This window comes from Paenibacillus sp. RC67, from assembly GCF_030020805.1.
GTDB lineage: Bacteria > Bacillota > Bacilli > Paenibacillales > NBRC-103111 > Paenibacillus_S.
Map to the genome: position 1 here is coordinate 2,206,627 of NZ_CP125098.1, position 12,819 is coordinate 2,219,445.

Below are 12,819 nucleotides of genomic sequence, written 5' to 3' on the forward strand. Positions count from 1 at the left end.
ACAGTTTAGTCCTACTTAGCCTTCTTATGCACTTTCCTCAGGGAATGTACGCGGGGAGGCTCTTTGGTTTGTAACAATTTACACACACATGCTCAATACGCCGATGGCACTAAAAAGAGCCACTATAAGTGGCTCTAGGAATTATCTGAAACCTCTGACGGTACTATTGTGGTTGTCGCCATTCTGAAGAGTAACTGTTTTGATAGACGAGATAGGGATAATATTAAGATTTTGCGGAGATTGATACTTAACAAATTTTTCGTCCATCTCGATCAATGTTCCGCCGCTGACACTCCCACCATCGATGAAAAGAATGGTGACTTGTTGATTAATAAATTCCTTCAACATATTTAGCACATCCCTTCTTTCATCATCTTATCTTATAATGGTTTATTTAGCAAAGAAATGGAAAAGGGGAAAACTACCAACGCAGCTGGAAAATGGTGCACGACCATATTTCCAACGTAGGGGGAGGACGTTAGTCCTCCGGTGTACGGTCTAGGAATAGGCGCGTTACAGAAGTAAAATCTCCCTTATTCGTTTCTTCCTCGGTAGCCTTTTCTTCCAGACTATCATGAGTATTCATGCCTGGGGCGATTGTAGGTTCATCATGCTTGTTTTCCATCGTTATATCACCTCTGTGGTTATCATTGGCAATGAAGCATGAAGAAATACATATTCCTTTGTTAACAAAACAAATTCTAAATTCTTGATGACCAGCGGAAAGAAAACCACAGGGAGGGAGAGAGTCTAAGGACCATCGTCAAATGTTGAATGCCATGCTGTGGGTAGAACGAACAGGCTCGCCTTACGCCCTAATCATTTAATCCCTTTCCATTGAGAATTTGCTGCATATACTTTTCAACCCTTGACTCTCGAGTTTTGGATTGTTTGGGTTCAGTAAAATAAAGAAGGTATGCTCTTTGCCGTCCGGGCGTCAATGCTTCAAAAGCAGTTTTCAAAGCTGGGTTTTCCACGAGTTTATTTTGAAATTCTTCAGGAATTCTGTATTCTGTATTCTTTTTAAAATTCACTTCCAAACCGGATTTTTCAACTTCAATGGCTTCATAAATATAGGCTTTCAATATGGTTTCCATTTCAATTATTTCTTGAACATTGGTGAACCGAATCTGGCGTGCCGCCTGTACATTCTCCGTTTGTTGGATTAGAATACCATGGGCATCTTTGAACAAGGCACCTTTGTGAAACAGAAGAGCACAGTATTCTTTAAATCCATGTATTAAAACTATGTTTTTATTTTGAAACGTGTAACAGGGATGCATCCACTTAAATTCTTCGGTCAGCTCACAGTCAAGAACGATATCTCTCAACTTCTCATATTCGTCCTTCCACTTTGTTGCCTTACTTAAAAATTCATCAACCTTAGGATTCATTTTACGCTGTGTCATCAAGGAACACCCTTTTTCATCATTGTAATATTGTGTTTTTAAAATAAGCAGAAAATCTACTTGAGTGCTTACTTAGCTTGCCCCCGTAAAGACTCTAGTTTATTCGTTGCAATATTGCAATTATTAATGTTCTAATTTGTCGTATCTTTATACTACTTCGGCATCATATGGATTGTATCCTTATTCATTTTCATACATAACTCACTCGCTTATTTCATTAGTCTCTCTGTGCTTTTCCTTGGATTAGGGAAAAGCCGGAGGGCTTTTTGATTGGCTATGAATTTTTGCATAATCAGGGTAAAATGGGCTTTAAACAGCAGGGAGGAGCGGAAGCAATGCCTGTAATCGAAATGTCTTTATTTATAGATGCTCCTGTTCAACTTTGCTTTGATCTGTCCAGAAGCATTGACATCCACATGGAGTCTACGTCCGAAACGCAGGAGAGAGCCATAGCAGGAAGAACGAGTGGGTTGATCGAGCTAAATGAAACAGTAACGTGGGAAGCTATTCATCTAGGGGTGCGGCAGAGGTTAACGGTTCGCATTACGGAAATGGAAGCGCCGCATCGCTTTGTTGATGAAATGGTTAGTGGAGCGTTCAAGCGTTTTACTCATTGGCACGAGTTTGTTCCTTATGAGAACGGAACCTTGATGAAGGATCGTTTTGATTATACATCTCCTTTAGGTGTTCTCGGCCGGGTAGCCGATTCGTTATTTCTGGAGAATTACATGACTCGCTTTTTACGTCAGCGGAATGAATACATTAAGACAACGGCTGAGAGGCAAACGGCCATGAATGAATTTAAATAATTTCCACCATAGTTAGTTATTTTTTCTGCCTTATTCAAAATAAGCTCATAGCGAATAATTAGAGCCGTAAGGTGTGTTTTCTGAAGGAAAAGCACTAGAGGCTTTTATTTTTGTTATGTAGATTAATAAAATCTATCATTAAAATAAATATGATTAATTATACTTATTTTAATGGAGGGGATACAATATAATCAAGACGATAAGAAAGGTTGTGATTATTTGAATCATCAAGCCAATTTGTTTCGTGAACAGTTTCCTTATTCGACACCGCCGCGTGTGCTGTTTGATGGTGTGGATGTACCGACAGCTATGCCGAACGATATTTTTATTACGGATACGACGTTTCGTGATGGGCAGCAGGCAAGACCGCCTTATACCGTAAAACAGATCGTAGCCTTGTTTGATTATTTGCACCGCCTGTCAGGAGCTAACGGAGTGATTAGACAGTCGGAATTTTTCCTGTACAGTGAAAAGGATCGTGAAGCGGCTTACAAGTGTATGGAGCGAGGATATCAGTTCCCGGAAGTAACCGCCTGGATTCGCGCTGTGAAGAAAGATTTTGCGCTTGTCAAAGACATGGGTATCAAAGAAACAGGAATTTTAACCTCGATCTCCGACTATCATATTTATTTGAAGCTGGGCCTGGATCGTGAAAAAGCGATGATGCAGTATCTGGATATCGTTGAAGCTGCGCTTGCTAATGGTATTAGGCCACGTTGTCACTTGGAGGATGTGACCCGTGCGGATGTACCAGGCTTCGTCATCCCTTTTGTAAAGCAGTTGGTGGAGTTATCCGAGCAAAGCGGTATTCCGGTCAAAGTACGCTTATGTGATACGATGGGCTATGGCGTTTCATATCCTGGGGCGGTGCTTCCGAGAAGCGTTCCGCGTTTGATTCATACTTTGAGGGAAGAAACTGGGATTCGCAGCGAACAGCTGGAGTGGCACGGACACAATGATTTTTACAAGGTGATGACAAATGCGGCAACGGCATGGCTGTATGGTGTAGGAGGCATTAACGGTACACTGCTCGGTTTTGGCGAACGGACAGGGAACACGCCAATCGAAGGGCTGTTGTTCGAATATATGGGATTAACGGGAGATCATTCCATAGATACGACTGTCGTGACGGAGATAGCGGAATATTTTGAGCGTGAGCTCGGTTACCAAATCCCACCTATGACGCCTTTTGTCGGGAAGCAGTTCAATGTAACCGCAGCAGGTATTCATGCGGATGGGGTTATCAAGAATGAGGAGATTTACAATATATTCGATACGGGCAAGCTATTGAATCGTCCTCTAGGAGTTCAAGTGACGGATAAGGCAGGGGCTGCAGGAGTTGCGTTTTGGGTCAACAAGCAATTGGGACTTGAAGGAGAACAGCGCTTGGATAAGAAAAATGAATCGATTCAATCGATGACTATGTGGGTAATGGAACAGTATAAAGACGGACGTACTACGAGTTTGTCAGATAAGGAACTGCTTGAGGCGGCAAAACGTTTTTTACCGGACTTGTTCTAAAGATTTTCAGGATCGTCGTTATTGCCATGCTGAGGACGGGATCAAATTTATTGACATATTGTAAATAACCTATTGATGTTATGTCCTCTTTAGCATATATTGATCGTAAGACAGAGAGAATGGAGACGGAGATGACCGTAAGAAAGGACGTGACCGGTTATTGGATAACGTACTTTTGGATCAGATGGTTTTGCATGACGGTACCCTCGACTCCAGCAAACTGGCTAGCAGAGAAACACTGTATGTCGGGCGAAACGGCAAGGCGGTAGAACGGTTTGTTGTCGATCCTGACGATAATCGAAGCTTTATCTTCAAGCCGTTGACCAATCTGGAAACGATAGGCCGCGAATCATGGGTTTACCAGAATCTCCTTCCTCACATTCCGGCGCGGTATCCTAACCTTCTCGCTCAGGCGAAGCATCGGGACGCAGAACGGTATTGGGCCATTTACGAAGATTTGGGCAAGCTTGAACATCGATTCGACAGAGATACTCTGATCAAGGCTGCGGCGGCAATCCCGTCTTGGCATCAGCTTCCGTTAGAATGTGTTCCAGAAGATTTTACAGGACACACTCCCAATACAGATAACATTCTTAACGAAGTGAAAGCAAAAATGGGTGTTTTGAAATCCACTTTGGAGCGTTTAGCATTCCCGGCTTATTTAATTGAAAGGGCACAACGCATCGTTCTTGAGCTGGACGACGGTTTATTATCAGAGATGACGGTTTCTCATGGCGACTACCATCCGTTGAATCTATCTCTACGGAATGATCAAATTACGATTCTCGATTGGGAATATGTACACCTTAACTCGGTATATTGGGATCTATATAACTTGTTGGATATTACGAGTCCTAACTACAGAAGACCGGAAGTTACCGCCTCCTTGAGGAATGAAGTGCTCCAAGTATATTATGCTCGCCGTTTGCAGCTGGGCTGGAGCAGTCGATTCTGTACGTTTCAAAAAAATTATTATCGATATGCGCTCATACACTCCTTATGGATTATGACGCTTATTGAGAAGGACTTGCAGGCTGGTGTAGTAGACCGTTCAGGCCTATTGGAGCAGCAGCAGGAAACGAAGGCGATAATCATGGATATTTTACTTGAGGAAAACGAAATAAGAGTTTGAATGTCGATACAGCAGTCGTTGTGCACACACCAAGAGACCGAGTCAATGCCCGGCGTCTTGGTTTTTTTGTAAAATAAATAGTGAACTGCCAAATTAATGAAAGCGGTAACAAGGAGATGCCTATTGGTGTATACTTGTAAATAAAGCGATCAAAGGAGTAATGTCGACTATGGGAGTAGAACCGATGAACCCTTCTGAGTTGTATGCTGTTAAACGCTGCTGTCGCTGTGGAACTGATTTGGAGGAGCAAGCCGATTGTTACAAAAGTACCTGTGATGAGTGTGAGGGGAATACCTTTTATCCCTTGTCACCGCTGCAGCCGAAGGGCAAGCTCATGAAGTTCATGCAAGGAACCAATCTTATCGATGATTATTGGCGCTAATTAATCATTCCCCCGCGGGGCTCTTTTCCGAGCTGCTTGCGGTTTTTTTTATTTTGTCTAAAGGCTCCACTTTGTGGGGTTATTATTTGCTGCTGGCTACATAAATGCCTACCTGCTTTGGATCAGTCCACACACCACCGTATTGCTGCAATCTTTGCTCCGCCTCGATTTCAAGCCATGACAGCATTTCGTCATACAATCGTGGATCGTTCGGAATAGACATATAATTAAACATCGAAGAGATATAACGGATAATAGGAGTGCGTTCATGAAACACGAGTGAATTCGTAAGTAAGGTTTCTTTAACCTCGGAGAACACATTTCCCAGAATAGCCATAGCATTGTCCACACAGAACGTGCCAACAGGTGAAACCATTGAAGGATAGCCGAATGCATTCAGCATGTCATTGTACAAGCTTTTGATTAAAGGTAGTGAATCCCTGGCATTCGTAATGGCTAGTACACGTCCTTCGGGAACAAGAACTCTTTGAAATTGACGCAAAGCCTGAGGGATATCAGGGACATGATACAGCATGTGTCTGGCAGTAACCCATTGAAAGCTTCCGTCATCGAAAGGAGCTCTCTTACATCACCCAGAACGCACTCTATTCCTTCACTCTTCGTTTGATCAACCATACCGGCTGACTGATCCACCCCTACTAATGGACCTTGATGCTCAATGCTCAACAAATGCCGCAAAAAGCCGCCCGTACCGCATCCTGCATCCAGAACGGCTTCCTGACCGCTCAACTCCATCAAAGCAACTGCTTCTTCGTTCAAGTTGATTTTCCTGTCTGTATACAAAGAATGAGTCTGAATGCGAATGCTTAACGGTTCTGCATTGTCGTACTGGCGTGTTACATGAATTGATTGCTCCATATGCGGACCTGCCTCCTTTTTACCCCCATCTTACTTTGTGAAAAGCAGGAAAAGAATGGATATATGTTTTCCTTATATGGATTTTTATGTGAAAAAATATAAAAAAATTAAAAATATGATTCAAAAGGCTGTTGAAAATGGGACTGCTGCCATTTACATTAAAGGAGGGAATGAAATGTGACATGTTTCGACAAAAATTGCTGTTGGTTCTGAAATCTACATAGATCCTAAAGTTCGAGGATAGTCAGCATGGAGAGGAAAATAAATCATGGTAAAGAAAGCGACAACAACCGTGATTATCGGTATGTTTGGATTGGCTGCTGCTCTAACCAGCTGCAGCGGTATAAACGGGGATGCTTCAACAGTAACGACCGATGCGGATAAGCCGCTTTCGATGCTTATGATGTGGTACGGGGACGATGTGTTATCGCCCGCCAAGCAGCGTTTAATACATAAGAGAATTATGGAGAAGTTTAACGTAGACCTGAGGATAGAGACCGTAGATAAAAATAATTACGACGACCAGCTTAACGCAGCTTTTATGAACGGGGATAATCCGGATATTGTGTGGATGAATAGTGAAATGACAAGGCGTGCCGCATACAGCGGGGCGCTGCTGCCCCTTGATGACTTGGTTAAAAGCTCTTCGGTTTGGAGTAAAATGCCCAAGGCTTATTTTGCTGATTCGACGTATAATGGAAAAATTTATTCTTTACCGCAGCAGATTCAAGCTCCGGAATCGATTTATTATCGTGCAGACTGGGCGAGAAAGCTTAATATTAAACCGCCCACTAATCCTGAGGAGCTTTATCAGATGTTGTATGCATTCGCCAAAAACGATCCGGATGGTGACGGAAAAGCGAATACGACGGGGTTCACGATGGAAGGGAACTTGAGTCGTACAGGTGCAATTTGGAGAATGTTTTTGCCTGCTGCTCCACGTAAGCTTGCTTTATACCTAGATAACCAGGACGATACGATCAAATCGGCATACTTCGTTTCCGGTGATATGAAGAGAGCGCTGCAATGGCTGCGAAAAGGCTATTCAGATGGTGTTTTGGATAAGGAGTGGGTATTGGAGAAACAAAAGACGGCTGAAGAAAAGTTCATTACAGGGAAAACCGGTGCTTGGGTAATGGGGGCGGATTTAATATGGCCTCGTTTTGATAAAATGAAAGCCAGCTTTCCTGAAGTGGACATTACCTCCATTCCCCCGATGATCGGGCCATATGGCTCCAATTATGTTGTGCGTGCTGGATATTCTAGCAATTACGTGATTTTGTCCAGAACTAAGGATCCTGTGAAGGCCAAACGCGTGTTGGATTATTTGCTGGGTCCGGAAGGAACGATGGAAACTCACGTCGGTTTCGAAGGCCGGACATACAGAGTAGACAATAGCCAGATGAAATGGCTTATTCCAGGTGAAGAAAAATTTTATGATCCAGGCGCTATCTTGTGTAGTGTACACCGGCTGAAGCTGCCGGTTCCCATTCCTGTGCTGGAACAAAATTTGAAGGCCATAGAAGGCTTTAAGATGGAAATGAATACGAATAGCTTGTACATATCGAGAAGTGAACGGGCAAGTCATAAGGCAATGGATTTTGAAAAGCTTGCTTTGGCATATATTAGAAAAATCATTATAGGTCAATACACGGTTGATCAATATGACGATTTTATTGTGGAAGCCAAAAAGATGGGACTGGAGTCCATATTAAAAGAGATTAATGATATTTATAAGCAAGAAAAGAAATGGGCTGAAGATAAATAAGGAACAGAAAGCGACCGCCGGTACTCCTGCAGAAGAAGTCCCGGCGGTCTTTTTTGTAAGGCTAAGTGCTGCTGGATAGCTAGAGGATCATCAGAAAACTATCGATGAGCTCAGGATTGAACGCAGCTCCTTTTTGTTCAACGAGATAAGCGGTCGCATTTTCCTTGCTCCAAGCATCCTTATAAGCCCGACGGCTCGTTAATGCATCATAGACGTCAACGACGGAAACGACCTGCGCCTCGAATGGAATTTCATCTCCCATAAGCTTGGCCGGATATCCGCTGCCGTCCCATTTCTCATGATGATAATGAATGATATGCTCGGCAATGCGCAGCTCTTCCTGGAGGATCTCGTCCTCAAGCTCGCGGGAGATTTTGTTGACGATTTCCAGTCCAATTAAGGGATGAGTCTCCATAATGTATCTCTCGTAATGGTTCAGCTTACCAGGCTTGTATAGGATTCCCTCGGGAATACCGGACTTTCCGATATCATGCAGGATGCTTGCATTGACGATTTGCTGAATATATTCAACAGGCAGACCTAGCTTCAACCGCTCATTGTGAAAGGTAAGCAGCTTCTCGGTGCCCTGCTGTACACGGGATAGATGCTCCTCGATATGCGGGTCACGGATCTCACAAGAGATGGCAAGCACTTTCAATATTTCGCTTTGCAGCTTCATTTTACGGGTTTCAGATAAATAGCTGCCTTCCGGCATTTGGTCTAAATCGCGAACGACCCCTACATAAAACGTTTTTTGGTTCAAGATCATGGGGGTGATCGTAATATTCGTATGCCATACGTCTTTATTCTTCTTGCGGTTAATAAACACGCCGGACCATGCTAAGTTCATTTGAAGAGATTGGCGCATGTTTTCATATGTTTTTTGAGGCGTGAGACGCGACCGCAAAAAATTGGCTCGAAGACCTATCATATATTCGCGGGTATAGCCTGTTACTTCCTCATATTTTGAATTAACCTCGACAATACGGTGGTTTTCGTCCGTAATAATGACCCCGTCGGCTAATTTCAGGTAAAAGTCAAGAGCCGCCTGCATGGTGATCCCCCTTATGTATAGTAAAGCAAGTGCAGGAGGTTTAGTTACCTCAAGCTCGTTTCCTTCAATATTTTAGCATAAACCAGGAGTGAAAGAGTTCACAATTTGTTGAATATATGTTCCTGAACCATTTCGGAAAGGGAACTTAAGAAAATTTTAAGCTTTCCTTATGAGCACCTTAAATTGTGTTATATATAATGAAGCCTACGAGATGTACTGAATAGAAAGCAAATAAGGAGCGGAAATTCATGAGCAACATCCTGAGGACAGACGGCCAGAGGGAAGCTGTACAATGATGGGGTGCCCGTTGATGAGCACAGAGCTGGAAAGTCGGGCGAAGGCTGTTAAAGGCTACGAGGTACGATGCTATCAGATATGCTTTTATATACTGAAAAATGAAGAAAAGGCGCTCCGGGCTGCTTTGGCGTGCGTCGAAGCGCTGCTGTTGGATGATTCCTTTTTCAACATGCAGGAAATCGAGCAGCTGGAGGTTGTACGCAGGGCTTCGATCCGCTATTCGCTAAAGCAGGTAGGATGAACATATACCTATTGTGAAATATTACAAGATGATGAAGGATATATAATCCAGATTTCAAGACATAATACATGTTTAGAAAGTGATCTATAACATGGAGGATTGTGCATGAGACTGGATGGAAAAGTAGCTATTATTACCGGTGCAGGTACTGGGATTGGCAAAACGACTGCACTCCGTTTCTCCCGTGAAGGCGCCAAAGTAGTTGTAACGGATATTAATCAGAGTGGTGCGGAAGCAACAGCGCAAGCTATTCGTGATGCTGGCGGTCAAGCTGTGGCTTTGGCTCATGACGTAAGTAACGAAGAGCAGTGGAAACACGTTGTGACTGAAGCGCAGTCCGCTTATGGGAAAATAGACATTTTGTTTAATAACGCCGGCATTTATATTATTAAACCATTGGCGGATATTACGCTGGAAGAATGGAATCGTTTAATGTCGATTAACGTGACCGGCGTCTTCTTAGGGATGAAGCATGTCATGCCCGCTATGGCATCCAAGCAGGGTGGCTCGGTCATTAACGCTTCTTCTATTGCCGGGATCAATGGTGCGAGCGGACATACCTTATACGGAGCTAGTAAAGGCGCTGTCCGAATCATGTCCAAGGACGCGGCTATCGAGTATGCAACGCAAAAAGTCAGAGTCAATTCCATTCACCCTGGTTATATTGATACGGGGATGGTTGAATATGCTTCCTCGGTGACGTCCGCATCCAAGTCGGAATTGGCGCAAATATCTCCTAGCGGACGTCTTGGGAGTGTAGAGGATGTAGCCAATATGGTGTTATTTCTGGCATCGGACGAGTCTACTCATGTAACCGGAGCGGAATTTGTGATTGACGGTGGAGCCACAGCCAAGTAAAGGACGAAAAGGAGGTTAGGTAAGGAATGAGATTTAAAGATAAGGTTGCAATAGTTACCGGCGGCGCCAGTGGAATCGGTGAGACGACAGTTCGCCTGTTCTCTGATGAAGGAGCTAAGGTTGTCATTGCTGACTTCGCGGATCGAGGCCAAGAACTCTCGAATCAATTGAATCAGCAGGGACATGATACGTTGTTTGTGAAAACGGACGTAACGAATGAAGAGCAAGTGAAGAATATGGTCGAGCAAACGGTGAAGAAGTACGGTAAGCTGGACATCTTGTTTGCCAACGCAGGCATCGCCAAGGATGCGCCAGCCCACGAGCTAAGTCTGGAAGCTTGGCAAAAAACGATTGATATCAATTTAACAGGCGTATTTTTGTGCGATAAATATGTGATTGGACAAATGCTGTCGCAAGGAAACGGCGGAGCGATAGTGAATTGTGGGTCCATTCACAGTCATGCGGGTAAAGCAGGGGTAACCGCCTATTCCTCCGCTAAGGGCGGAGTTAAGCTGTTAACCCAAACGTTAGGCGTTACTTATGCCAAAGAACGCATTCGGGTGAATGCGGTATGTCCGGGATACATTGACACGCCGCTCATATCAGGACGTAATGAAGCGATGAATGACCATCTGGTTAGTCTTCATCCCATGGGACGGCTCGGGAAGCCGGAGGAAGTAGCGAAAGCCGTGCTGTTCTTGGCAAGCGAAGATGCTTCATTTATTACCGGGACAAGCCTGCTTATCGACGGAGGCTATACAGCCCAATAGCCTATTGGAAAAATACACAAAAGACCGCTCCAATCAAGCCTCAAAAGGTTTGTTTGGAGCGGTCTTTGTTCATTATTAATATGCTTGTGCGGTCTGAAGGAATTACTTCGAAACAGCGATTTTTGCTTGTTGATTGAACCATTGAATGAAGTTGTTAACGACAGTGTCCAAAAACTTCACGGTTGGCTCATGAGTCATATTGCCCGCAGCGTCCATTTTCTCATGAACAACACCGACATAAACTTCATTGCCAGGAAGAAGAGGGGAACCTACGCCAGGCGAGAATAAAATATCACGCAAATGCATTTGAGCCTTTACGGTTCCAAGTACACCCATCGATGCGCCCATAATCCATGACGGTTTTCCGTTCAACACTCTATCCACGCGGGACATCCAGTCAATAGCATTTACCATAACGCCAGGTACGGTACCGTTGTATTCAGGAACTAACCAAAGTACGGCATCTGCTGCTGCCACTTTGCCTTTAAATTCCTTTACAGCGGAAGAAGGCTCATTTTCAATATCTTGATCATAGAAAGGCAGATCGCGGAGACTCAAAATTTCAAGCTCAAACTTGTCTTGATACCGGTTTTGAATATATTGAGCCAGCTTACGGTTATAAGATTCTTTACGGATACTTCCGACAATAGCAACTACTTTCATTGTGAATACCTCCATCGTTTTAAAATAATATGTAAAAGCATCTCAACAAACTACAATTTATATTATTATTTATTTATTATATTTAGTCAACATAAAAGTTTAGAATATGGGTGAAAAAAATCCCCAGTCATAACAGCCGGGGATGGCAGTCATCAGTGGGAAAGATTGTTGAAGCGTTCCAACACCTGTTCTACTTTTCGGAGATGCAAAGCCATTCGTTCTTTGGCCTTATCCGCGTCGCGTTCCTCTACAGCAGCCACAATAAGATGGTGTTCCTCCGAGAGTCTGCCGGTCTCACTCTGATCAGCGAATAACCATAGACGGCGGCTGTCCCGCATAACGGTTCCCATCGACGAAAATAAAGAGGCTAAGGTACCTTTAAGTAGAGGATTACCGGACGCATCCGCCAGAGTGGTGTGCAAACGAATATCTGCCTTCTCAAGTTCTTCCTCGTCCTCAAGAACGTCCATCTCCTGTAGATTCGACAACAACTCCGTGACATGCTGCTCAGAGCGGCGATGTGCTGCGAGTGCGGCGCTCTCCGTCTCCAAAATAAATCGAAGCTCGAGCCATGCTTTTAACTGATGTATATCGTTAATTTCGGGTGCTTGCCATAAGGGAGCGGGGGAGCTGGTCTGCAGCACGAAAGTACCGCCGCCATGCCGGACATCCACCCAGCCGTGTGCTTTGAGCGACATTAATGCTTCCCGGATCGTCGAACGGCCCACATTGAAATTGACGGCTAACTGTTCTACCGATGGAAGGCGGGAACCTACGGGATAATCCCCCTGAATGATCTGGTCCTTAATGGCACCGGCAACGACCTCGTATGCTTTTCGAATAATCAAAACGGACACATCCTTTGTTTGCTAATAAAGGGACTGGCTTATACGACCAGGCATAAGTTTAGGTTAATAGGATACCATGAGTTGGGAAAAAATCGGGCAGGACCTTTACTTATTATTATTGACACATGATGAAAGCGAATTCTATAATAAAGTCATCAGATGACCTGATTAAAATTATAAATCATTTA

The 12,819-nt window shown here is 43.9% G+C and carries 16 protein-coding genes; 8 read left to right on the forward strand and 8 right to left on the reverse strand.

The genetic code is table 11. The annotated features are described in order from the left end of the window. Positions 1–141 precede the first annotated feature (141 nt). From QMA13_RS09885 to QMA13_RS09895, 3 genes are all read right to left on the reverse strand, one after another. Positions 142–348, reverse strand: a complete 207-nt coding sequence (locus tag QMA13_RS09885) for a hypothetical protein (protein ID WP_282941204.1) — start codon at positions 346–348, stop codon at positions 142–144. A 130-nt stretch (positions 349–478) separates the two neighbouring features. Next, a complete protein-coding gene (locus QMA13_RS09890; RefSeq protein WP_282941205.1) occupies positions 479–625 on the reverse strand; it encodes a hypothetical protein in 147 nt (48 codons plus the stop codon). Between the two features lie 190 nt (positions 626–815). Then, positions 816–1,409 (reverse strand): YdeI/OmpD-associated family protein, encoded by a 594-nt coding sequence (locus tag QMA13_RS09895; RefSeq protein WP_282941206.1) that lies wholly within the window; start codon positions 1,407–1,409, stop codon positions 816–818. A gap of 335 nt (positions 1,410–1,744) precedes the next feature. On the opposite strand from QMA13_RS09895, the gene QMA13_RS09900 reads away from it, so the two are divergent. The 4 genes from QMA13_RS09900 to yhfH all read left to right on the forward strand — a co-directional run bounded on the left by QMA13_RS09900 (position 1,745) and on the right by yhfH (position 5,253). Next, a complete protein-coding gene (locus tag QMA13_RS09900; protein ID WP_282941207.1) occupies positions 1,745–2,218 on the forward strand; it encodes an SRPBCC family protein in 474 nt (157 codons plus the stop codon). A gap of 171 nt (positions 2,219–2,389) precedes the next feature. Then, entirely contained in the window at positions 2,390–3,739 is a 1,350-nt protein-coding gene (locus QMA13_RS09905) for a beta/alpha barrel domain-containing protein (RefSeq protein ID WP_282941208.1), read from the forward strand. Positions 3,740–3,899: 160 nt separating this feature from the next. Continuing rightward, positions 3,900–4,871 (forward strand): phosphotransferase, encoded by a 972-nt coding sequence (locus QMA13_RS09910; protein ID WP_282941209.1) that lies wholly within the window; start codon positions 3,900–3,902, stop codon positions 4,869–4,871. 169 nt (positions 4,872–5,040) lie between these two features. Continuing rightward, positions 5,041–5,253, forward strand: coding sequence for a protein YhfH (gene yhfH, locus QMA13_RS36385; protein ID WP_036745315.1), 213 nt, complete (start codon positions 5,041–5,043; stop codon positions 5,251–5,253). Positions 5,254–5,335: 82 nt separating this feature from the next. On the opposite strand, the gene QMA13_RS09920 is transcribed toward yhfH, so the two are convergent. Further along, entirely contained in the window at positions 5,336–5,788 is a 453-nt protein-coding gene (locus tag QMA13_RS09920; RefSeq protein ID WP_282941210.1) for a class I SAM-dependent methyltransferase, read from the reverse strand. After that, on the reverse strand, positions 5,710–6,132 hold the full coding sequence (locus QMA13_RS09925; RefSeq protein ID WP_282941211.1) for a methyltransferase domain-containing protein: 423 nt from the start codon (positions 6,130–6,132) through the stop codon (positions 5,710–5,712). Before QMA13_RS09925 ends, QMA13_RS09920 begins: the two co-directional genes overlap by 79 nt. A gap of 268 nt (positions 6,133–6,400) precedes the next feature. On the opposite strand from QMA13_RS09925, the gene QMA13_RS09930 reads away from it, so the two are divergent. Then, entirely contained in the window at positions 6,401–7,900 is a 1,500-nt protein-coding gene (locus QMA13_RS09930; RefSeq protein ID WP_282941212.1) for an extracellular solute-binding protein, read from the forward strand. 79 nt (positions 7,901–7,979) lie between these two features. Here QMA13_RS09930 and QMA13_RS09935 read toward each other — a convergent pair whose 3' ends face one another. Continuing rightward, positions 7,980–8,954, reverse strand: a complete 975-nt coding sequence (locus QMA13_RS09935) for an HD domain-containing phosphohydrolase (protein WP_282941213.1) — start codon at positions 8,952–8,954, stop codon at positions 7,980–7,982. A gap of 310 nt (positions 8,955–9,264) precedes the next feature. Here QMA13_RS09935 and QMA13_RS09940 point away from each other — a divergent pair, with 310 nt between their 5' ends. The 3 genes from QMA13_RS09940 (at position 9,265) to QMA13_RS09950 (ending at position 11,120) form a co-directional block, all read left to right on the forward strand. After that, positions 9,265–9,492, forward strand: a complete 228-nt coding sequence (locus QMA13_RS09940; RefSeq protein WP_282941214.1) for a hypothetical protein — start codon at positions 9,265–9,267, stop codon at positions 9,490–9,492. 105 nt (positions 9,493–9,597) lie between these two features. Continuing rightward, positions 9,598–10,350 (forward strand): SDR family NAD(P)-dependent oxidoreductase, encoded by a 753-nt coding sequence (locus tag QMA13_RS09945; RefSeq protein ID WP_282941215.1) that lies wholly within the window; start codon positions 9,598–9,600, stop codon positions 10,348–10,350. A gap of 26 nt (positions 10,351–10,376) precedes the next feature. Next, positions 10,377–11,120 (forward strand): SDR family NAD(P)-dependent oxidoreductase, encoded by a 744-nt coding sequence (locus tag QMA13_RS09950; protein ID WP_282941216.1) that lies wholly within the window; start codon positions 10,377–10,379, stop codon positions 11,118–11,120. A gap of 102 nt (positions 11,121–11,222) precedes the next feature. On the opposite strand, the gene QMA13_RS09955 is transcribed toward QMA13_RS09950, so the two are convergent. Next, positions 11,223–11,783 (reverse strand): NADPH-dependent FMN reductase, encoded by a 561-nt coding sequence (locus QMA13_RS09955; protein ID WP_282941217.1) that lies wholly within the window; start codon positions 11,781–11,783, stop codon positions 11,223–11,225. Positions 11,784–11,935: 152 nt separating this feature from the next. Continuing rightward, positions 11,936–12,631, reverse strand: coding sequence for a FadR/GntR family transcriptional regulator (locus tag QMA13_RS09960; RefSeq protein WP_282941218.1), 696 nt, complete (start codon positions 12,629–12,631; stop codon positions 11,936–11,938). Between the last annotated feature and the right edge of the window lie 188 nt (positions 12,632–12,819).